This window comes from Shewanella sp. M-Br, from assembly GCF_036245925.1.
Lineage (GTDB): Bacteria > Pseudomonadota > Gammaproteobacteria > Enterobacterales > Shewanellaceae > Shewanella > Shewanella oncorhynchi.
Genome location: NZ_BJBV01000010.1, coordinates 46,633 through 66,187 on the forward strand (window position 1 = coordinate 46,633; position 19,555 = coordinate 66,187).

Sequence of the window (19,555 nt, forward strand, 5' to 3'; positions counted from 1 at the left end):
GGGTTCAGTATTTTTTTATGGCTTAAAATCTAAATTCGAAGCGCATATCAGGTCTGCGTAGGCGAGATCTTTCATCTAACAGTTGGTTTTTTTCGTTGAGTAGGCTGTTTTTCTGTTTCAATAAGTCAGCCTTGTCGGTGAGATTATTGATCTTGCCATCAAGACTGCTTATTTCCCTCTCTATGGTATTTAAGCGATCGGCAATCTCAGTTAAACGTTTGTTGGTCAGGTATTGTTGATGGCCTTGGTTATAGCGCTCAACAAACTGGTTATTACTGCAAACCCCATAATAACTTTCTCCCGTTAAGCCTACGCGGTAGCCATTTTCTGGCACGCAGTAACTGGCTAACCCTTGCTGGTATCCTTGTTTCCACTGCGCGGTATCGACAGTGAGATTAAATTCACGACAATCTTTTTGATATTGATTTAATTGCCCAGAACTTGTCCCACGGTTGCCATCGGCAAGCCCAAGGGCAAACCAATCACTATTGGCGCATTCTTCAATAGATAAGCTGCTGCATTGAGTCAGGGATAGGACTGAAAGTGCGAGGAAAATGCTGGGATAGTGCATGGATAAGTTCTCTATATGTTGTGGCGTTTAGGATAAAGGCTCTTATGGGGGAGATCTAGCTATATATACCGCCATTTATACGGTCATAGATGCGTTTTGTTGGGCTGAATCCATCACAGTTTAGCGGATGAATACATGATAACCAGCTGATATTGTGTTAGTTTGTGGTTAACACTTTAAATGTCTGCTTTGGTGCTCGCTATGATTTCACTTATTTCATCTGCGTATTCAGCTTCATTACCGGCAGTTAAGTCGGCTCATCAATCCCTTGATACCGCCGAGCCAAGCGGACTTAAATCCTTTACCTATGGTGCATTAGGACTGGCGGCTCCTAAAGCTGAGGTCAGTTTTGATGGCACTGCAAGGAGTAAAATACCTGAGCCTAGTGCGGATGATGTAGATGACGTTAAGAGTTCAAACGACACCTATTACAGTGCAGGCCAAATATTGAAAGCGGCGGCGACCGTGGGCAGTGTGATTGCCTTGTTTGTTTGAGTTAAGTTCCTGCACCAATTTAGCTATGGGTATTATTTCAACTGGCTTTGATTGGCATATTTGCCGTGGAATATGGCTTGTTGTTTTGAGTCTGGTTTTATTGGGGTGAGCATAAAAGAATATTCTTTTAGTTAAAGCGGTATTTTCAGTCTCTTTCTTTGCCAAAGTGCTGAGTAAATCTGGTATTGTGTTTAACACGCAAGTGCATTAGTTTTTACTTAAAATTCGTATAACAATCCTAAACTATATTCATCAAACTTCCGCTGGAGACCGCTTTTGTATGAAGATTTGCCCGCAGTATTCCATATCATGCCTAAGTAAGGTATAAGGGCGCTATGAAAACTCCGAAACGAATCCAACCCCTGGTTGATGAAGGACTGGTCGATGAGGTCATTAGCCAGTTAATGAGCGGTAAAGAAGCGACTGTGTACGTTGTACGCAGTGGTGATGATATCCGCTGTGCCAAAGTCTATAAAGAAGCGGACAAGCGCAGTTTTAAGCAAGCTGTGTTATATCAAGAAGGCCGAAAAGTCCGTAACAGTCGTCGTGCGCGCGCGATGGAAAAAGGGTCTAAATTTGGCCGCGATCAGCAGGAAGAAGCTTGGCAAAATGCCGAGGTTGAAGCACTTTACCGTTTAGCGAATGCAGGTGTGCGGGTGCCAACGCCTTACGGCTGTTTCGATGGTGTGTTGCTGATGGAGTTAGTGACGGATGCCGAGGGCAATGTCGCGCCGAGATTAAACGATGTCAGTATGTCGGCAGAAAAAGCATTGAAGGATCATGCGTTGGTGATGACCTATGTTAAACGTATGCTCTGTGCGGGGTTAGTGCACGGTGACTTGTCTGAGTTTAACGTGTTAGTTGATAGTGAAGGGCCAGTGATTATCGACTTACCTCAGGCCGTCGATGCCGCTGCAAATAACCATGCTAAATGGATGTTAGCGCGTGATGTGAATAACATGACTCAATACTATGGTTTGTATGCTCCTGAGCTGCTAAAAACACAATACGCCAAAGAAATTTGGGCCTTGTTTGAAGCCGGTGAATTGAAGCCTGAAACGCCATTAACGGGTGAGTTTACCGAAGTGCTGGTTGAAGCCGATGTTAGTGCGGTCTTGGAAGAAATCCAAGCAGCCTTCGAAGAGGCACAAGAGCGTAAGCAGCGGATCCAAGAGGCAAACGAAGAAGACTATTAATCGTCAGTCGTTGTTTTTCACCCATAAAAAAGACGCTCAAAGTAGCGTCTTTTTTATGCTAAAAATTAAGTGAAATTATTATTTTTGTTATTGATTTTATTATTGTTATTTAATTTTTGGCGTTAGCCAATCCTTGGCTTAATCCCCGATGGAAGCTGGGGCCATCCTTGTTGCTACAAACAAGCTAGCAATCATCGAACAGTGTGATAAAAGGACAAGAGCTGAGAGAGAAATATGTTCATGACTTGGGGGAGCACAATTCACATATTTAATCTTTGGGGAAGATAACGCCCTCAATCCTTGCCGAAACCTTGGTCACTCTTCAGTCAATCTATGTAATACCAATCACGGCCTTCCTTGGCGCACTACACTCATTGCAGTGCTGGATCATCATTGATCCTGTGAATAAAATGACAAGACCAGAGAGAGAAATATGTTCATGACTTGGGGGAGCACAATTTACATATTTGATCTTGGGGGAGATAACTCCCTCCCTAGTCTTGCCGAAACTTTTGCATTGTCCCTATCCGTTTGTTGCTGTTAATACTATTTCCCAATCTTCGCTGGGTTCATCAATTTGGACGACAAGGCCGGACTAAAAAGGGCGCTGTTATTATTGTTGTTAGCACATCTTTTACATCGTTAGCGTTATCAGCAGGGCGATATGCAATCTCGTCCGGCCTTGTCTATTCGGGCACGTTTAGCTTGTTGTACAGGCTAACCTATCGTGCGTAGCTCTTGATTGAGCTGTTTAATTTTTTTCTGTAGCTGGGCAATCTCACTCATTAATGCGCATTCTCTTTGCTGGGGTTGCAGATCGCTTTCTCGCACCCATTGGTAGACTGCCTTGGCAGATAAACCGTATTGGCGTGCAACATCCGACAGTAAGCGACCTTGTACTTTAACCTCGGTGATAACATGTAGCTTGAGACTATTTTCTGCGATTCCCATGAGCGTTCCCTCTTTTACTGCCTTCGAACCAAAATATGACCGTTTGCGTTGCCTTTTATTGATGATAGTGACGCTGTTCTAAATCCCACTGGCTCAAACCTAGATGGCGCAGACAAATCCATTCGTGGCGACATAGTGCGATAAAGTTCATGACCGTTTTCATACTTCCTCCTTCATGACCCTAAATACTCGAGCCCATTTTCTGTCTCGATAGGTCCATTTAATTTGGATTAATCCTGTTGAAGTCGACTCTAGTTTTCGGCGATGTTTACCGCGTCTGACTGTCTACTCACTTAGTAGTATGTAAAATTCGTGCCAATATTCTAATTTTTATTTTATCCTTTTAAATCATTGCATTGCACCTTCGATTAAAACGGCGTTATTTTTTAGTGCTGCCAATAAAGGTGCAAGGTGCACTATTTCGGTGCCATAGACTTGATATGAAATTGGGCGGTACAAGCCATGATTGAAGCCCGAAATCTGTATCTTTGCTGACTAAAATCTGGATTAGCATAATTGAAGATGGATAAAGGATTGTCTCCAGCGCAATTGCTTATATACTGCCTGCTTTGTGGCAATCCCTAGGTCATTCGTATTACCTAATGGACGTGATATTTCTTGCCCTTTTGAGCGGTATTCACAGTCATCAATCATATAAAGAGGTTATAAATGATGAAGTGTTTTCAGGCAGTGCAATCTAAACCATCCCTGTTAGCCATAGTGGTAATGACAACCGCGCTAGTTGCATCGGGTTGTACAACAATCAATCCCTATTCAAACGAAGAACAAACCGCTAAAGCGACCAGTGGCGCATTGATTGGTGCCGTCGCGGGTGCCGCAATTGGAGTGGTATCTTCGAGCAAGAGCGACCGCGGTAAAGGTGCCTTAATTGGTGCTGCATCGGGCGCTGCAGTCGGTGGTGGTATTGGTTATTACATGGATGTGCAAGAGACCAAATTACGCCAACAATTAGCCTCAACGGGCGTGAGTGTGACCCGTAACGGCGATAACATCATTTTGAATATGCCTAATGAAGTGACCTTCGGCGTAGATCAAACCGAGTTAAGTGACGGTGCTAAACGCGTGCTGAATTCAGTGGCGGTTGTGGCCAAGGAATACAGCAAAACGCAGCTTAACGTATTAGGTTATACCGACAGCAGTGGTTCAGATTCTTACAATTTACGTCTGTCACAGGTCCGGGCTAGCGAAGTGGGTAATTACTTGATGAATAAAGGTGTTGCCTCTGCCCGTGTAAAATCAAAAGGTATGGGTGAAGCGAGTCCTATTGCATCAAATGCTAATGCAAATGGCCGAGCACAAAACCGCCGCGTTGAGATCGTACTAATACCAACAGGTAAATAGTCTGGTCTAAGCGCAAAGTTCTCGCTGAAAAAGTCGCCAGAGGCGACTTTTTTGTTTTCAGTGGTGGGCTAATTGAGTGATTAGCTTGCCGTGCTTCAATTAGACAATTTGTCCTTTATGAAGCGCACCTTGAGTGACCTGCACCACAAACATATCACTGCTCATTACCTTGGGATGACTTCAGCTTGATCCCTTTATCGATTTCACGTTCTGTATGGGAATAAGTCACAAGAATGACTTTTAGTGCCTAAAGGAGAATATGACTATGATAAGCAAAAATGTGTTAGTAGCCTTGAGTTTAAGTCCTGTCATCATGGTGACGGCTGTACAAGGAGTGCCGATGAAAGCCGAAGTGACCACAGGAGGTGCGTCGATAGAACTGCGCGCCGCAGGCAGTTTAAAGGCTGCGATGAGTGATATTATTGCTGCTTATCAAGCACAGTCGCAAATGAGTGTTGTAGCGCAATATGCGCCCTCAGGTTTATTGTTAAAACGTATTCAAGAGGGCGAGAAAGTCGATATCTTTGCCTCGGCGAATATGAAACATCCACAGGCATTAGTGGATTCGGGTCAGGGCGAAGCGGTGCAAATGTTTGCCCGTAATCAACTCTGCGCTGTTGCTCAAGACACAGTTCAGGTGACGAGTTCGACGTTACTCGATACCTTGTTAGATCCTAAGATTAAAGTCGGCACCTCAACCCCGAAAGCCGATCCCGCGGGTGATTATGCCTGGGCCGTTTTTGCTAAGGCCGAAGCGGTAAAACCCAATGCGAAAGCTGCGTTAGAGACCAAGGCATTACAACTGGCGGGCGGCCCTGAGAGCGTTAAACCGCCTAAAGATCGCAACCCCTATGGCTGGGTGATGGAAAACAAGCAAGCGGATATCTTTTTAACCTATTGCACTAATGCTGTGCTGGCTAAAAAAGAAGTGCCGAGTTTACAAATCATCGACTTACCGCAGGAGCTCGCCGTGGGTGCCGACTATGGTTTACTGGTTTTACAAGGCGCTAATACTGCCGCTAAGCCGTTAGCTGAGTTTATTCTATCGACAAAAGGCCAAGCGATTTTGAGCAGTTATGGTTTCCAACCTCCGGCAAAATAGCCTTCTTTAGTTTTCCTGCGGGATAAAAAACGGCACCTTTGAGGTGCCGTTTTTGTTATTAGCTCAAACTGTTAAAGCGTTAGTTCATCAAGTAGATCGTCGCTAACCCGAGGAAGGCGAACAGGCCAACCACGTCAGTGACTGTGGTGAGCACCATACCGCCGGCGAGGGCAGGATCGATTTTAAGTCTTTTTAAAATCAATGGAATACTCGCACCTGCAAGCCCTGCTACTGTCATGTTGATCAGCATGGCGCTACCAATTAATCCCGCCAGTGCCATATCATCCTTCCATAGCCACACGGCGACAAAGACTAAAATAGACCACATCAAGCCATTGAGAAAACCAATAGATAGCTCTTTACCGATAAGCCAGCGGGCGTTGCTTTGGCCGATATGGCCTAAAGCAATACCACGGATCACGAGCGCTAAGGTCTGATTACCGGCAACACCGCCCATGCTAGGGACAATCGTCATTAGGATGGCGATAGTGGCAAATTGCTCAATAGTGCCTTCAAACATATTGCTGACCGACGAGGCAAGCAGGGCGGCGAATAAGTTTATAGTGAGCCAGAGCGAGCGACGTAGGGTACTTTTTAGCACAGGACCAAAAGTATCTTCATCTCCGTCCATCCCCGCCATACCCATCATGGAATGTTCAGCATCTTCGCGGATAACATCGACTACGTCATCGATTGTGATACGCCCGAGCAGCTTACCATCACAGTCGACGACAGGTGCCGATACCCAGTCATTGCGTTCGAATTTCTGCGCGACTTCGCTGTCGGACATGCTCACCGGAATACTTTGAATATTGGGATCCATGATATTGCGAATTGTGGTGCTTGGCGCGCAAGTCAGCAGATCTGCCAGCCTAACACCGCCAAGGACTTTGTCCTGTTTGTCGACCACATATAAGGTATCTGTGGTGTCGGGTAGGTTGCCCCTTTGCCGAAGATAGCGCAGCACCACATCGATATTCACATCGGGTCTTAAGGTGACTGTATCCGTATTCATCAAGCTGCCGGCGGTCTCATCTGGATAAGATAGGGCTTGTTCTACCCTCAGGCGATTTTGCTCCGTCATCGACTGCAATACTTGTTTGTAAACGGCGTCGGGAAGACTTCGCAGAATATAGGCGAGATCGTCGGTGTCCATGCTTGCTGTCGCTTTCGCGACTCGCTCAGGGCTCATGCTGCGGATCAGTGGGTCTTTGAGTTCTTCACTCAACTCATCGAGTATGTCGCCTATTTGTTCCTGATCGATGAGCTGCCACAATACTTGTCTGGCACTTGGCGGTGATGATTCTAAGATCAGCGCGATATCTGAGGCGGCCATTTTTTGCAGCATATTACGCACATGCACGAACATGCCGCTGCTAAGCGCTTGGTTTAACTGGTCAAGACTATGTCCGGTGTGATCGTTTTCTGCATTATCTACGGGCATTTGTCCTCCATTGTGCGGCAAATTGGTTTGAGATCTTAGTGTTGGGCTAGGATTTTGCGGTGACTAAGCGTCAGTCGATGACATAGATTAAGACGGCTAAGGTAAGGTTAAGGCCAGCGCAATGACCGCTAGTGTAATCGCCTGTGGCTTGTATCGTCGAGCGACAAATGTTTTGCCATGTGTGAATGGCAAGTTTTTAAAACTAGACATGAAGTGAAACTAACGATGAAGTGCTTAGTGTGAAGTGAAACTAACAGGCTTCGTCAAACTTAGCGTCGATTAAGGCACAAATGGCATCGAGAGCCGGCTCTGCATCTGGGCCTTCGGCGATAAGCTTGATGGTTTTACCCATGCCAGTTTCAAGCATCAGCAAGCCAAGCACACTGGCGGCCGATGCTTGTTTATCGCCTTGGATTAAGGTGATGGTCGCATCAAACTCGGAAGCCAGTACCACCAACTTAGTGGCGGCACGGGCATGTAAACCGAGCTTATTACAGATGGTTATCTGACGTTCAAGCTTTGGCATTGTTGAGCTCTCGATGACGGGCATAAACTTTATGTTTACCGTTACTAAAGCGTTTTGCCAATTGCTCTGCGACGTAAACTGATCTGTGCTGTCCACCTGTGCAGCCAATGGCCACAGTTAAATAACTGCGATTGTTACGCTCGAGGTGCGGCAGCCAAGTCTCCAGTAAATTTTCTATTTGCCAGATGAACTTATTGACCAGTGGTTGGCGATTTAAGAACTCAGCCACGGGTTCATCTAAGCCAGTCAATGGCCGCAGCGCCAACTCCCAGTGGGGATTGGGCAGAAAGCGTACATCGAACATAAAGTCGGCTTCGGTGGGCATTCCGTGCTTAAAGCCAAAGGACTCGAAGTTGATCACGAGTTCTTTATCGACACTACCAAGGAGAATTTGTCTGACTTGGTCGCTTAAATCATAGATATTCAAATTCGACGTATCTATGTAGTGATCGACCAGTTTTGACATAGGCTCGAGCAGTTTCCCCTCCAGCTTTATCGCTTCTTGCAAAGAGACTCGGCTCTTCGACAAAGGATGCAAACGGCGGGTTTCGCTGTAACGCTTGAGCAGAATTTTATCGCTGGAGTTAAGGAAGAAGCTCGTTAACTCAGTATCTGGAGGTAGGCTAGCGAGTTGTTTCACTAAGACCTTATCCTGCTCAGGCATGTTACGCACGTCGACACTGATGGCGACGAGATCGTTACTGCCTTTGAGTTGCTCAAGCAAACTGCCAATCAATGGCAAGGGAAGGTTATCGACACAATAATAGCCGAGATCTTCGAGTACCCTAAGGGCGACAGATTTGCCTGAGCCTGAGCGGCCCGACACTATGACCAGTTTCATCCAGTGATTACCTGATAGAGTTCCGTTTCATCATGCGTCTTGCGTAATTGCTTTAATATTTGCTTGTCGCTCAGCTTTTCGGCCATGCAAGACAAGGTACTTAAGTGCTGCTGACATTGGTCTGCAGGCACCAGTAGTGCAAATAAAATATCAACAGGTTGCTTATCGATAGCATCAAATGCTATCGGCTCTTCACACTTAATTAGTATGGCAATGGGCTGATCTATATCGGCTAGTCGACCATGTGGAATGGCGATGCCGTTACCTATACCTGTGCTCCCCATCTTTTCGCGCGCCACTAGGCTTTCGAATATCTCTTGAGATGAGAGGGTCGGGTACTGGGCAGCGACTAAGTCGCTGATGAGTTCCAGTACCTTTTTCTTGCTGCCCGGAGTGGCGCAGGTAGTGCACTCCGGCCGCAGTATGGTACAAAGTTCCATTATTAGTGTTTTGTTAACTTCTCTTTGTGTTTAATAACCTGACGGTCAAGCTTGTCAATCAGGGCGTCTATAGCGGCATACATGTCAGCATGCTCTGAAGTTGCAAAAACTTCACCACCTATGAGGTTTATTCTCGCTTCAGCAATCTGTTGCATTTTCTCAACATTGAGCACAACGTGCACATTATTGATCTGTTCGAAATGGCGTTCAAGTTTTGAAAACTTTTCTTCTACATATGCACGTAACGATTCGGTAATTTCGACATGGTGTCCACTTAGGTTTATTTGCATAGAAACGTCCTCCGATATCCACTGTAGGTTATAAACTTTTACGCTGATTAGAAGGTGGAATAAGCATAGCCTCTCGGTACTTCGCAATGGTTCTGCGGGCTACGTTGATCCCTTGTTCTGCCAGAAGTTGTGCCATCTTACTATCGCTTAATGGTTTTTTCTGGTTTTCCGCTGCCACCAGTTTCTTTATAAAGGCTCTGATTGCTGTGGATGAGCACTCACCACCATCGTCAGTCCCGACGTGGCTAGAGAAGAAGTATTTTAGTTCAAAAAGTCCCTTAGGGGTATGCATGTATTTTTGAGTTGTGACCCGTGAGATGGTGGACTCATGCATTTCTACCGCTTCAGCAATATCGTTAAGCACCATAGGCTTCATGGCTTCTTCACCATACTCAAAGAAACCTTGCTGATATTGCACTATGCAATTAGCAACTTTAAGCAAAGTGTCGTTACGGCTTTCTAGACTCTTAATAAACCATTTAGCCTCTTGCAGATGGCCGCGAATAAATTGGCTATCGGCTTGGTTTTTTGTGCTGCGTGCCATAGAAGCATAATGTTGATTTACATTGATTTTGGGCATGCAGTCAGGATTAAGCTCAACGACCCAGCGGCCATTTTTCTTCGACACAGACACATCTGGGATAACGTATTCGTCATTATTGGGCGTGATCAACAAACCTGGGCGAGGATTGAGGGTTTGGATGAGTGCTATACCATCCCTTAATTCATCTTCTTTTAATTTAGTCTTACGCATCAACAACCTAAAATCACGGGCGGCGATCAGATCTAAATGATCTTTGATCAGCATACGGGCGTTTTCTAGGTTGGGAGTATCAGCGGCGAAATGCGACAGTTGGATCAGCAGGCATTCACTTAAATCGCGGGCGGCAACGCCTATGGGATCAAAATGCTGAATGCGCTTGAGTACGGCTTCGACTTCGTCAAGCTCAACTTCAGGATTGCCCATGGCTTCGAGAATTTCTTCAGTGCTTTGGGTGAGATAGCCCTGATCGTCGATTGCATCAATAATGGCGGTGGCAATGGCTAAATCGGTTTCAGAAAACGGCGTGAGGTTTTTTTGCCATTCTAAGTGTTCGTACAAACCTTCACTGGTCTCGCCTTGGAAGGGCATATCGTCTTCACGACTGCCGCCGGGGCCTGAGTTTGGGGAGGCGGTAAACACTTCATCCCATGTGGTGTCCATGGGGAGCTCATCGGGCATGGATTCTTTGGTTAGCGACTCTGCCGTGTCTATGGTGGAGCTGTCTTTTTCTGGTGGCAGAGTGCTAGATTCACTGAAATCCGTATCGGATAGCGTTTGGTTTACAGGGGTTTTAGTGGCGTCGAATTGATCCTCTTCCAGCTCGAGAAGGGGATTAGAATCTAATGCTTGCTGGATCTCTTGCTGCAGTTCTAATGACGACAGTTGCAACAGACGTATGGCCTGTTGTAATTGTGGCGTCATGGTTAACTGTTGACCCAGTTTGAGCTGGAGTGACGCTTTCATGTTACCGCTGATCCCTACGTTATTATTGTTGGATGAGGTCGCTTATTATTATCTTGAGTGAAGCCCAATGGCGGTATAAATTGCCTCCATTGGCTTCGCTCGATTAACTATAGCCTGAATTGTTCACCTAAGTACACAGCCCTAACTTGCTGATTGTCTAAGATCTCTGCTGGAGTTCCTTCGGCAATCAGGTTTCCGTGACTCACAATATAAGCATGTTCACATACATCTAATGTCTCGCGGACATTATGGTCTGTGATCAGTACGCCAAGGCCGCGACTTTTGAGTTGTTCGATAATCTTCTTGATGTCGATAACTGAAATAGGATCGACGCCGGCAAACGGTTCATCGAGCAAAATGAACTTAGGATTAGCGGCTAAAGCCCGCGCAATTTCGACGCGACGACGTTCGCCACCCGACAATGACATGCCTTGGCTGTCACGGATGTGGGTGATATGAAACTCTTCGAGCAGATGTTCTAGTTCTTCTTCTCGTTCTTCGTTTTTAAGTTCTTTACGAGTTTGCAGTACGGCCATGATGTTGTCATGAACAGTTAGCTTACGAAAGATACTGGCTTCCTGCGGTAAGTAACCTATGCCTTTGCGGGCACGCAGATGCATAGGATCTGCGGTTAAATCATCATCGTCGATAAAGATATGTCCCTTATCGCTCTTCACTAGCCCGACAACCATGTAAAAGGTCGTGGTTTTACCTGCACCGTTTGGACCGAGTAGGCCAACGACTTGACCGGTTTTTACCGTCAGACTGACGTCTTTAACCACTTGGCGACTCTTGTAACTTTTCGCCAGATTTTGTGCTCTTAAGGTGATTTGGGTCATTTAGAGTCCTGCTTTTTCACAGGTTTATCCGCTGGAGCATCTGATTTAGCATCATCTTGATAGTTTTCTGGCTGAATAATAGTGATCACGCGATCGTCACCACTGCCAGTACTCTCGGCCATCAATTTCTGTTGAATCATGTTATAGCGGATTAAATTGCCTGTAACTTGGCTACCCGCTTGATCTAATGACGCCATACCTTTCAGTGTTAAGGTGCGGCTTGCCATATCGTAACGAATTTCTTTCGCGCTGGCCGATGCAGGACGGCCATCGTCTAATATCTGGCTATACGTAGCAGGGTTGCCTGTGGCGACTAAAGTTTTGCTATTTTCACCTTCAGCGGAAAATGCACGCAGTTCATTTGCTTGGATTTTTATTGAGCCTTGGGTAACTTCAACCGGACCAAAGAAGATGATCTGGTTGTTTTTGATATCCGCAGTTTGGCTCACAGCTTTAATTTTGACTTCTTGCTTTAAGTCGCCCACTTTCGCGAAAGCACTCATGCTCATAATTAGCATTAGGCTGGCAAGTAATACGTTATTTTGCTTCATATGTTCCTACTACCTGACTGGTCAATTGCACTTCTTGCGCGTTGAGGTCGGCATAAAGGCCTTGGCCTTGAATATTAAAATCTTTCCCTGTGACGTAAATGGTGCGGTCAGAGGTCATTATCATCGTATTGAGATCGAGTTCCAGATAACTGGTGGACAAGGTCTGGATCGGTTCTTCTGGGCTAATGGCATCAATAATAACATTGTTTTCTAATACAACCTTGCCCGTTTCCTTGTTTAGCTTGCCCTGATCTGCTCTGAGTTGCCATTGTGCTTTACCTTGGTCTGGATAAACAAGATAAACAGGTTGAGTAAAGTAAGTTTGATTCGTTGAATCATAATGTTCCATGTGTTTCGCCGTCACACGGCTATTGACTAGCCCTTGTTCATTGAACTCAACACTGCGCAGATCTTCAACGATGAAATCTGGGGTATTTTGATCTTTTACTCTGTTATCGGTATCACCGCTGTGTTTGTTCTGGACCTGCCAGTAAAGCGCTAGTGCAGTTCCAAAAAAAGCGATAATCGCGAGTGTCACACGACTCATATACTCATTCCATGGGCCGAAGTGAATTTATTTTGACTTAGGAGTAACAGATCTGTGAGTTCACGCAGTGCACCGTGGCCACCATTGAGCGTAGTCACAAAATGGGCGTATTGGCGTACATAGGGGTGGCCGTCAGCAACACTGACCGCTAAACCGACGACATTCATCACTGGCAGATCGACAATATCATCACCGATATAAGCCACTTCTTCTGGGGTAACACCATAGAGTGCGAGCAATGCTTCATAGGGCTCGAACTTATTGTCTACGCCTTGGTAGATATGGGTAACCCCAAGCGCCGTCATACGGTTTTCAACGATTTTGGATTGACGTCCAGTGATAACCGCAAGATTAAAACCGCTGGTGAGTATCGAGCGCACGCCATAGCCATCGCGAGTGTGGAAGGCTTTTAGCTCTTCGCCGCTATTGCTTAGGTAAATACGACCGTCGGAAAACACCCCGTCGACGTCACAGATCAACAGTTTAATCTTTTGCGCGCGTTGCCACACATCATCACTGATTGGGCCGTAAAATCCTTGCTGTGGCATTAAATGACTCCTGCTTTAACCATGTCTAGCATGTTAAGAGCGCCGATTGGATGGCGGTCTTTATCGATAACAATTAATCCGTTGATGTTTTTTGAGTCCATCACTTGCAGCGCTTGAGCGGCCAACACACCGTCTGTGATGGTCACGCAGTTACGGGTCATCACATCGGCGATGGGTGTAGTGCGTAGATTTACTTCGGCATCGATAACGCGGCGTAAATCACCATCGGTGAAGATACCAACCAGCTTGCGCTGATCATCGATAATCGCCGTCATGCCTAAGCCTTTTTTGGAGATTTCGTACAGGGCTTCTGTGATGCAAATATCGTGGTTAACGAGCGGTAAGTCATCACCGCTATGCATGACATCGCAGACTTTTAACAATAACTTACGCCCTAAAGCGCCGCCAGGATGGGACATAGCAAAGTCATCACGGGTAAAGCCTTTCGCTTGTAGTAGCGCAATGGCAATCGCATCGCCCATCACTAAGGTCGCGGTAGTGCTTGACGTTGGGGCGAGTCCCAGTGGGCAAGCCTCTTCTGGAACTTCAATACATAAATGCACTTTAGCTAAGCGCGCCATGTTCGATTCGGGTTTGCCTGTTACCGCAATAACGGGTACGCCCATACGTTGGATGACGGGCATTAAGGTGAGGATTTCGCTCGACTCACCAGAATTAGAAATCGCTAAAATCACATCGTTATCGGCTAATACACCGAGATCACCGTGGCTGGCTTCACCCGGATGCACAAAAAATGCGGGCGTTCCTGTGCTGGCGAGGGTGGCAGAAATCTTATTGCCGATATGGCCCGATTTGCCCATTCCCATGACAATCACTTTGCCTGTGCAGTTAAGGATCAACTCGCAAGCTTCTGCAAATTCAGCCGAATCAACATATTGATAAAGATTGTCTAGGGCTGACTTTTCAATGTCGATAACTTTACAGCCCCATTGGCGCAGTTGTGATTTGTCTACCATGTCTATCTCTCTTTTTGCATTGTCTTTGTCGCCCCATTGATGGGATTGGAATAGCACAATTTGGTACGCGATAAAGATGATATGTAATAGGCTTTCTGCCAAGTTTTAGTTTGTTTTCAGACGATTTAGCTTATGTTTCGTTGTGGTGAATTCCCTAAAACAACAAAACAATTGCGGCAGGCTAGAGCGATTGATCCGACTCGTCAAGTTCAGCTGCGGCAGCTATGCATGCACAATACCCTGTTTAGCGGTATAAGGTCTTGAGCAATATCATCGTCTTTGTCGTTTATTTCAATGGATTTATCCCATATCGCAGCGGGTATTACCCTATAGGATGCCTCTTTTGCGCAATTGCGGATCGACTCTCCCCGATAAAAGTGGGCGAAGAGTGAGCTAAGTGCGAACGAATTAGCCAATACTGCCAATTCTGCAACTAGGTTGAAAACATTAAGTAACATTTTACCTGTGCAGAGTGAAAACTTAGGGCGCATTTTCGCTGTAAATGAGGCAAATTGAAAGTATCGCAGGGCGATAGTGTCGATTCGGTTGTAGGTTAAAGCGCAATTACGTACAATTTGCGGCTCTTCGATTGGTCAGTCTCGGAAGACTAGGATCACCTCATTTGCAAATGTCGGAATCAAGCATGACTCAAGAACAAACGCCGTTGGTTGAGATCCGTAATTTGGGGTTTAGCCGCGGTCAGCGTGTGATATATGAAGATATTAGCCTGTCTATTCCAAGGGGCAAGGTGACGGCGATCATGGGGCCGAGCGGCATAGGCAAAACGACCCTGTTAAAGTTGATCGGCGGCCAATTAACGCCTGACCACGGACAAGTGCTATTTGATGGCCACGATATCCATGGCGTGAGTCGCAATGAATTATTTAGTCTGCGTAAGCGGATGAGCATGCTGTTTCAAAGTGGCGCGCTGTTTACCGACATTAATGTGTTCGATAACGTGGCGTTTGCGCTGCGCGAACATTCTGGTCTGCCAGAAGACATTATTCGCACTATCGTGCTGATGAAGCTTGAAGCCGTAGGCTTGCGTGGCGCCGCCCAGATGATGCCAAGTGAGTTATCCGGTGGTATGCAACGCCGCGCAGCATTGGCTAGAGCCATCGCGCTTGAGCCTGAAATGGTGATGTACGATGAGCCTTTTGCCGGCCAAGATCCAATCTCTATGGGCGTGTTAGTGAAGCTTATTCGTGAGTTATCGGATGCGCTCAATTTGACCTCCATCGTAGTGTCCCACGATGTGGATGAAGTCCTCGGCATTGCCGATTATGTATATGTGGTGGCTGACAAAAAAGTCATCGCCCACGGTACCCCTGAAGAATTAAAGTACGCTGATAATCCGCAGCTGAAACAGTTTATTCAAGGTGCTCCGGACGGCCCTGTGCCGTTCCATTATCCGGCAAATGATTACCAGCAAGAATTAATGGCAAAAGGAGTTGGCAAGTGAAGTTAATCGACAGTATTGCCGACTTAGGCCGCAGCGCGATTGAGCTAGTGCTCGGTTTTGGCCGTGCAGGCCTTATGCTGTGGGGGGCGATTTTTCGCTGGCCACGCGTGCGTAAAGGTTTTCCATTATTAGTGCGCCAGATTTATGTGGTCGGTGTGCAATCCATGGTGATTATTTTAGTCTCAGGACTCTTTATCGGCATGGTGCTCGCACTGCAAGGCTATAACATCTTAGTTGGTTTTGGCACCGAAGAAAGCTTAGGTCCTATGGTGGCGCTTAGTTTACTGCGTGAGTTGGGGCCAGTTGTTACCGCGTTATTGTTTGCGGGACGGGCGGGTTCAGCATTAACCGCTGAAATTGGTTTAATGAAAAGTACTGAGCAGCTTTCCAGTTTAGAAATGATGGCGATTGACCCATTAAGGCAGATTATTGCACCGCGCTTTTGGGCTGGAGTGATCAGTATGCCATTGCTGGCGTTGATGTTTACCGCTGTAGGTATTTATGGCGGGCACCTTGTTGGTGTGGAATGGAAAGGGATCGACAGTGGTGCGTTTTGGTCGATTCTGCAGGCGTCTGTCGAATGGCGTCAGGACATAGTTAACTGCTTGATCAAAAGTGGTGTGTTTGCCGTAGTGGTCACTTGGATTGCGTTATATCGCGGTTATCAAGTGATCCCAAATCCGGAAGGCATCAGCCGTGCAACGACCCAGACTGTCGTTCAGTCGAGCCTCGCTGTATTGGCATTGGATTTTTTACTGACAGCCCTGATGTTTGGCCGCTAACGGAACACTGCGGATTTCGACACAGGTTAGATGGATTAACAGAGTGGTAGCTGAACATGTTGACACGAAAAATTGAATTATTAGTGGGTGTGTTTCTTTTAACAGGATTGGCCGCTTTTTTGGTCTTAGTCTTTAACGTCGCCAATATTGAAGTGAAAAGCAGCGATAGCACTTATACCATACAAGCCAATTTTACCAACATTGGTGGTTTGAAGGTGCGTTCGCCAGTCAAGGTTGGCGGTGTTGTCGTTGGCCGAGTGAGCAGCATAGATTTAGACCCAGTTAAGTTAGTGGCTGTGGTCACATTAGTGATGGACAAGCGTTACGATAAATTCCCTGAAACCAGTAGTTTAGCCATTTTGACTTCGGGGTTGTTGGGCGAACAATTCTTAGGGTTAACACCGGGTTTTGTCGACGATGATGTCAGTATGCTGAAAGATGGCGATAAGATTGACGACACTCGCTCGGCATTAGTGTTGGAGGAGCTGATTGGTCAGTTCTTATATAGTATGGGTTCGAAGGATAAATAGGGGTTACCGCTATGTTTAAAAACTTATCTCGTTTTTTATTGCCGTTAGTGATGGTTTTAGGGGCAACGAGCGCAGTCGCCGCTGATGTGGTTGTCGATACGACAGATCCGTATGCCATGGTGAAAGCCGTTGCCAATAAAACCTTCGATCGTTTTCACAAAGATAAAGCATTAATCGATGCAAATTCAGACCATTTAAAGGTGATTGTTCGTGAAGAACTCATGCCTTATGTCGATTATAAATACGCTTCTTATAAGGTATTAGGCCAATATCTTAAGGATTCAACCGAAGAGCAACGCAATCGTTTCGTCAATGCTTTTGAAGGTTATTTAATCTCTACTTATGCTCAAGCCTTTACTGAATATACTAATCAAAAAGTGGAATTCTCACCTGGGATTGATTTCAGCAAAGAGAAAATGGTCGATGTAAACGTGCAGATCATCGAAGCCGGTCGCCCACCGATTAAACTGTTGTTTAAGGCGCGCCGTTTAAAGGATGACTCATGGAAGGCATTTGATTTAGTTGCCGAAGGTGTGAGCTTACTGTCTTCTAAGCAGTCGGAAATCTCTAATCTAATTCGCCAACAGGGTATCGATCCCGTGATTAAGATGCTCGAAGATCGCACAAAAGAGAAAGTGGTCATGAAGGCTAAATCAGGGAAGTCACAGTCGTGATTGAATTTGTGCAACAGGGGACAGTTTGTCATCTTAAAGGGCGCATAACCCAAGCCGATGTCATTACACTTTGGCCACAGCGGCAACAACTGCTACATGAGTCAACCCAGATATTGTCTCTGTCTGGGCTCGAATACAGTGATAGCGCTGGCATGGCATTTTTGCTGGCGTTAGTGCGTGAACATCGCAGCCAACTTGTATTGAGTTCTGCTTCACCACAACTTAAAAAACTAATTGATTTATATGATTTAGATGCCTTCTTTACCGAAGAAGCGCATTGAGAATAGGGTAATAGATTTCATGGAATGCAGCTTAATCGAACAGATTTTACGTGATGCGTTAGGGCTTGAAGAAGTTCACGCTAGCTCGGATGGTAGCCATTATAAAGTGATCGCCGTAGGTGAATGCTTCGATGGTATGAGCCCAGTCAAACAGCAACAAGCCATTTATGCACCGTTGACGGCACACATTGCCAGCGGTGAATTACATGCATTAACGATCAAAACTTTCACGCCGACTCAATGGAAACGCGAAAAAGTTTTCAACATGCCTAGCTAGTGAGGAAAAGTGGATAAACTAACAATTCAGGCAAGCCCCCCGCTTGCCGGTGATGTGATTATTTCGGGTGCTAAAAATGCAGCTTTGCCTATTCTGATGGCGGGTGTATTGGCTGAAACCGATTTTGTGGTTTCTAACGTGCCCAATCTGCGTGATGTGAGTACGAGCTGTAAATTATTACGCTGTCTCGGCGCTGAAGTGACTGAACTCGGTGACGGACAGATCCGCATTTCTACCACTAATCTGAATGAGTTTTGCGCTCCCTATGATCTAGTGAAAACCATGCGTGCTTCTATCTTGATCTTAGGGCCGTTATTGGCTCGTTATGGTACTGCTGACGTGTCATTGCCTGGTGGCTGTGCCATTGGCGCAAGACCAGTGAACTTGCACTTACATGGCCTCGAAATGATGGGCGCCAAGATTGAAGTGAAAGAAGGTTATATCAAGGCCCGTGTTGATGGTCGTCTTAAAGGCGCACATATCTTTATGGACATGGTGAGTGTTGGTGCCACCGAAAACTTACTGATGGCCGCAGCATTGGCCGATGGCGAAACCGTGATTGAAAACGCGGCCCGTGAACCTGAAGTGATCGATCTCGCTAATTGCTTAATTGCCATGGGTGCAAAAATCACTGGTGTAGGCAGTGCGACATTGCGTATTCAAGGGGTTGAGCGTTTACAGGGCTGTAATTACCGAGTGATGCCAGATCGTATCGAAACCGGTTCCTTCCTCGTTGCTGCCGCGGTAACTCGTGGCCGTATTCGTTGCTTAAAAGCAGATCCTGCATCACTTGAGTCGGTTATCGCAAAACTTGAAGATGCAGGCGCGACGATTACTACGGGCGAAGATTGGATTGAGCTCGATATGCAGGGTAAACGTCCGAAGGCAGTGAATATCAAGACGGCACCTTATCCTGGTTTCCCAACCGATATGCAGGCGCAGTTTTGTGTACTCAATGCCTTAGCGCAAGGCACGGCAACCATAACTGAGACTATCTTCGAAAATCGTTTTATGCATGTGCCTGAACTTATCCGTATGGGCGCTACCATGGAGCTTGAAGGCAACACCTGTATTATCCAAGGGATTGAATCTTTAAGTGGTGCTCAGGTAATGGCGACGGATTTACGTGCGTCAGCGAGTCTAGTGATTGCGGGCTTAGTGGCCGATGGTAAGACGATTGTCGATCGTATCTATCACTTAGATCGTGGCTATGAGCATATTGAGAATAAGTTTCAAGGTTTAGGCGCACAGGTTGTGCGTATTCAGTGATCTGTTACTGATTTAAGCTAATTTTGAATCATTAAAAAAACCAGCTAAAAGCTGGTTTTTTGTTTTCTGCAGTTGAGCTTGTAATACTGAGTG

General features: G+C 46.1%; 24 protein-coding genes. 11 read left to right on the forward strand and 13 right to left on the reverse strand.

What is annotated here, in order from left to right; translation table 11 throughout:
- Nucleotides 1–22: 22 nt before the first annotated feature.
- Nucleotides 23–571 carry a DUF2799 domain-containing protein gene (locus AAA952_RS10120; protein WP_338256658.1) on the reverse strand — a complete coding sequence of 183 codons (549 nt, stop codon included), beginning with the start codon at nt 569–571 and terminating at the stop codon, nt 23–25.
- 180 nt (nt 572–751) lie between these two features.
- Here AAA952_RS10120 and AAA952_RS10125 point away from each other — a divergent pair, with 180 nt between their 5' ends.
- Nucleotides 752–1,066, forward strand: coding sequence for a hypothetical protein (locus tag AAA952_RS10125; protein ID WP_317630181.1), 315 nt, complete (start codon nt 752–754; stop codon nt 1,064–1,066).
- Nucleotides 1,067–1,401: 335 nt separating this feature from the next.
- Nucleotides 1,402–2,262: a PA4780 family RIO1-like protein kinase gene (locus tag AAA952_RS10130; protein ID WP_028759534.1), complete on the forward strand. Its 861-nt coding sequence runs from the start codon at nt 1,402–1,404 to the stop codon at nt 2,260–2,262.
- A 717-nt stretch (nt 2,263–2,979) separates the two neighbouring features.
- On the opposite strand, the gene AAA952_RS10135 is transcribed toward AAA952_RS10130, so the two are convergent.
- The gene (locus tag AAA952_RS10135; RefSeq protein ID WP_106649408.1) at nt 2,980–3,213 is read right to left on the reverse strand and encodes a transposase; all 234 of its coding nucleotides are present in this window, start codon (nt 3,211–3,213) and stop codon (nt 2,980–2,982) included.
- Between the two features lie 672 nt (nt 3,214–3,885).
- Here AAA952_RS10135 and AAA952_RS10140 point away from each other — a divergent pair.
- Together AAA952_RS10140 and AAA952_RS10145 are read left to right on the forward strand one after the other, a co-directional pair.
- The gene (locus AAA952_RS10140) at nt 3,886–4,575 is read left to right on the forward strand and encodes an OmpA family protein (protein WP_338256919.1); all 690 of its coding nucleotides are present in this window, start codon (nt 3,886–3,888) and stop codon (nt 4,573–4,575) included.
- 265 nt (nt 4,576–4,840) lie between these two features.
- Nucleotides 4,841–5,677, forward strand: a complete 837-nt coding sequence (locus AAA952_RS10145; RefSeq protein WP_338256670.1) for a molybdate ABC transporter substrate-binding protein — start codon at nt 4,841–4,843, stop codon at nt 5,675–5,677.
- A gap of 79 nt (nt 5,678–5,756) precedes the next feature.
- On the opposite strand, the gene mgtE is transcribed toward AAA952_RS10145, so the two are convergent.
- The 11 genes from mgtE to AAA952_RS10200 all read right to left on the reverse strand — a co-directional run bounded on the left by mgtE (nt 5,757) and on the right by AAA952_RS10200 (nt 14,187).
- A complete protein-coding gene (gene mgtE, locus AAA952_RS10150; RefSeq protein WP_338256672.1) occupies nt 5,757–7,121 on the reverse strand; it encodes a magnesium transporter in 1,365 nt (454 codons plus the stop codon).
- A gap of 250 nt (nt 7,122–7,371) precedes the next feature.
- Nucleotides 7,372–7,647 (reverse strand): HPr family phosphocarrier protein, encoded by a 276-nt coding sequence (locus AAA952_RS10155; RefSeq protein ID WP_006083073.1) that lies wholly within the window; start codon nt 7,645–7,647, stop codon nt 7,372–7,374.
- Complete coding sequence (gene rapZ, locus AAA952_RS10160; RefSeq protein WP_105251390.1) at nt 7,634–8,488, reverse strand: RNase adapter RapZ; 855 nt, start codon at nt 8,486–8,488, stop codon at nt 7,634–7,636. Before rapZ ends, AAA952_RS10155 begins: the two co-directional genes overlap by 14 nt.
- The gene (gene ptsN, locus AAA952_RS10165; protein WP_006083071.1) at nt 8,485–8,928 is read right to left on the reverse strand and encodes a PTS IIA-like nitrogen regulatory protein PtsN; all 444 of its coding nucleotides are present in this window, start codon (nt 8,926–8,928) and stop codon (nt 8,485–8,487) included. The genes rapZ and ptsN overlap by 4 nt, the downstream gene beginning before the upstream one ends.
- 2 nt (nt 8,929–8,930) lie before the next feature.
- Complete coding sequence (hpf, locus tag AAA952_RS10170) at nt 8,931–9,218, reverse strand: ribosome hibernation promoting factor (RefSeq protein ID WP_006083070.1); 288 nt, start codon at nt 9,216–9,218, stop codon at nt 8,931–8,933.
- A 28-nt stretch (nt 9,219–9,246) separates the two neighbouring features.
- Nucleotides 9,247–10,725: an RNA polymerase factor sigma-54 gene (locus AAA952_RS10175; protein ID WP_105251391.1), complete on the reverse strand. Its 1,479-nt coding sequence runs from the start codon at nt 10,723–10,725 to the stop codon at nt 9,247–9,249.
- Nucleotides 10,726–10,832: 107 nt separating this feature from the next.
- A complete protein-coding gene (lptB, locus tag AAA952_RS10180; protein ID WP_105251392.1) occupies nt 10,833–11,564 on the reverse strand; it encodes an LPS export ABC transporter ATP-binding protein in 732 nt (243 codons plus the stop codon).
- A complete protein-coding gene (gene lptA / locus AAA952_RS10185; RefSeq protein WP_105251393.1) occupies nt 11,561–12,115 on the reverse strand; it encodes a lipopolysaccharide transport periplasmic protein LptA in 555 nt (184 codons plus the stop codon). Before lptA ends, lptB begins: the two co-directional genes overlap by 4 nt.
- Entirely contained in the window at nt 12,102–12,662 is a 561-nt protein-coding gene (lptC, locus tag AAA952_RS10190; protein WP_338256681.1) for an LPS export ABC transporter periplasmic protein LptC, read from the reverse strand. Before lptC ends, lptA begins: the two co-directional genes overlap by 14 nt.
- On the reverse strand, nt 12,659–13,210 hold the full coding sequence (gene kdsC / locus AAA952_RS10195; RefSeq protein ID WP_338256682.1) for a 3-deoxy-manno-octulosonate-8-phosphatase KdsC: 552 nt from the start codon (nt 13,208–13,210) through the stop codon (nt 12,659–12,661). Before kdsC ends, lptC begins: the two co-directional genes overlap by 4 nt.
- Nucleotides 13,210–14,187, reverse strand: a complete 978-nt coding sequence (locus AAA952_RS10200; RefSeq protein ID WP_107946538.1) for a KpsF/GutQ family sugar-phosphate isomerase — start codon at nt 14,185–14,187, stop codon at nt 13,210–13,212. Before AAA952_RS10200 ends, kdsC begins: the two co-directional genes overlap by 1 nt.
- A 643-nt stretch (nt 14,188–14,830) precedes the next feature.
- Between AAA952_RS10200 and mlaF the strand changes: the two genes are divergently transcribed.
- Genes mlaF through murA form a run of 7 tightly spaced genes read left to right on the forward strand, consistent with a single transcriptional unit; the run spans nt 14,831 to nt 19,462 of the window.
- Nucleotides 14,831–15,649, forward strand: coding sequence for a phospholipid ABC transporter ATP-binding protein MlaF (gene mlaF, locus AAA952_RS10205; protein WP_063882287.1), 819 nt, complete (start codon nt 14,831–14,833; stop codon nt 15,647–15,649).
- Nucleotides 15,646–16,431: a lipid asymmetry maintenance ABC transporter permease subunit MlaE gene (gene mlaE / locus AAA952_RS10210; RefSeq protein WP_105251396.1), complete on the forward strand. Its 786-nt coding sequence runs from the start codon at nt 15,646–15,648 to the stop codon at nt 16,429–16,431. Before mlaF ends, mlaE begins: the two co-directional genes overlap by 4 nt.
- Before the next feature lie 56 nt (nt 16,432–16,487).
- A complete protein-coding gene (mlaD, locus tag AAA952_RS10215; protein ID WP_028759401.1) occupies nt 16,488–16,961 on the forward strand; it encodes an outer membrane lipid asymmetry maintenance protein MlaD in 474 nt (157 codons plus the stop codon).
- Between the two features lie 11 nt (nt 16,962–16,972).
- Nucleotides 16,973–17,635, forward strand: a complete 663-nt coding sequence (locus AAA952_RS10220) for an MlaC/ttg2D family ABC transporter substrate-binding protein (protein WP_105251397.1) — start codon at nt 16,973–16,975, stop codon at nt 17,633–17,635.
- On the forward strand, nt 17,632–17,916 hold the full coding sequence (locus AAA952_RS10225) for an STAS domain-containing protein (RefSeq protein WP_338256690.1): 285 nt from the start codon (nt 17,632–17,634) through the stop codon (nt 17,914–17,916). The genes AAA952_RS10220 and AAA952_RS10225 overlap by 4 nt, the downstream gene beginning before the upstream one ends.
- A gap of 19 nt (nt 17,917–17,935) precedes the next feature.
- On the forward strand, nt 17,936–18,193 hold the full coding sequence (locus tag AAA952_RS10230) for a BolA family protein (RefSeq protein ID WP_338256693.1): 258 nt from the start codon (nt 17,936–17,938) through the stop codon (nt 18,191–18,193).
- 9 nt (nt 18,194–18,202) lie between these two features.
- Entirely contained in the window at nt 18,203–19,462 is a 1,260-nt protein-coding gene (gene murA, locus AAA952_RS10235; protein WP_105251399.1) for a UDP-N-acetylglucosamine 1-carboxyvinyltransferase, read from the forward strand.
- Nucleotides 19,463–19,555 lie beyond the last annotated feature (93 nt).

Excerpts from the sequence above, each read along its gene's own strand:
- AAA952_RS10120 (WP_338256658.1), bottom strand. The coding sequence starts at position 571 with ATGCACTATCCCAGCATTTTCCTCGCACTTTCAGTCCTATCCCTGACT.
- AAA952_RS10125 (WP_317630181.1), top strand. The coding sequence starts at position 752 with ATGTCTGCTTTGGTGCTCGCTATGATTTCACTTATTTCATCTGCGTAT.
- AAA952_RS10130 (WP_028759534.1), top strand. The coding sequence starts at position 1,402 with ATGAAAACTCCGAAACGAATCCAACCCCTGGTTGATGAAGGACTGGTC.
- AAA952_RS10135 (WP_106649408.1), bottom strand. The coding sequence starts at position 3,213 with ATGGGAATCGCAGAAAATAGTCTCAAGCTACATGTTATCACCGAGGTT.
- AAA952_RS10140 (WP_338256919.1), top strand. The coding sequence starts at position 3,886 with ATGAAGTGTTTTCAGGCAGTGCAATCTAAACCATCCCTGTTAGCCATA.
- AAA952_RS10145 (WP_338256670.1), top strand. The coding sequence starts at position 4,841 with ATGATAAGCAAAAATGTGTTAGTAGCCTTGAGTTTAAGTCCTGTCATC.
- mgtE (WP_338256672.1), bottom strand. The coding sequence starts at position 7,121 with ATGCCCGTAGATAATGCAGAAAACGATCACACCGGACATAGTCTTGAC.
- AAA952_RS10155 (WP_006083073.1), bottom strand. The coding sequence starts at position 7,647 with ATGCCAAAGCTTGAACGTCAGATAACCATCTGTAATAAGCTCGGTTTA.
- rapZ (WP_105251390.1), bottom strand. The coding sequence starts at position 8,488 with ATGAAACTGGTCATAGTGTCGGGCCGCTCAGGCTCAGGCAAATCTGTC.
- ptsN (WP_006083071.1), bottom strand. The coding sequence starts at position 8,928 with ATGGAACTTTGTACCATACTGCGGCCGGAGTGCACTACCTGCGCCACT.
- hpf (WP_006083070.1), bottom strand. The coding sequence starts at position 9,218 with ATGCAAATAAACCTAAGTGGACACCATGTCGAAATTACCGAATCGTTA.
- AAA952_RS10175 (WP_105251391.1), bottom strand. The coding sequence starts at position 10,725 with ATGAAAGCGTCACTCCAGCTCAAACTGGGTCAACAGTTAACCATGACG.
- lptB (WP_105251392.1), bottom strand. The coding sequence starts at position 11,564 with ATGACCCAAATCACCTTAAGAGCACAAAATCTGGCGAAAAGTTACAAG.
- lptA (WP_105251393.1), bottom strand. The coding sequence starts at position 12,115 with ATGAAGCAAAATAACGTATTACTTGCCAGCCTAATGCTAATTATGAGC.
- lptC (WP_338256681.1), bottom strand. The coding sequence starts at position 12,662 with ATGAGTCGTGTGACACTCGCGATTATCGCTTTTTTTGGAACTGCACTA.
- kdsC (WP_338256682.1), bottom strand. The coding sequence starts at position 13,210 with ATGCCACAGCAAGGATTTTACGGCCCAATCAGTGATGATGTGTGGCAA.
- AAA952_RS10200 (WP_107946538.1), bottom strand. The coding sequence starts at position 14,187 with ATGGTAGACAAATCACAACTGCGCCAATGGGGCTGTAAAGTTATCGAC.
- mlaF (WP_063882287.1), top strand. The coding sequence starts at position 14,831 with ATGACTCAAGAACAAACGCCGTTGGTTGAGATCCGTAATTTGGGGTTT.
- mlaD (WP_028759401.1), top strand. The coding sequence starts at position 16,488 with ATGTTGACACGAAAAATTGAATTATTAGTGGGTGTGTTTCTTTTAACA.
- AAA952_RS10220 (WP_105251397.1), top strand. The coding sequence starts at position 16,973 with ATGTTTAAAAACTTATCTCGTTTTTTATTGCCGTTAGTGATGGTTTTA.
- AAA952_RS10230 (WP_338256693.1), top strand. The coding sequence starts at position 17,936 with ATGGAATGCAGCTTAATCGAACAGATTTTACGTGATGCGTTAGGGCTT.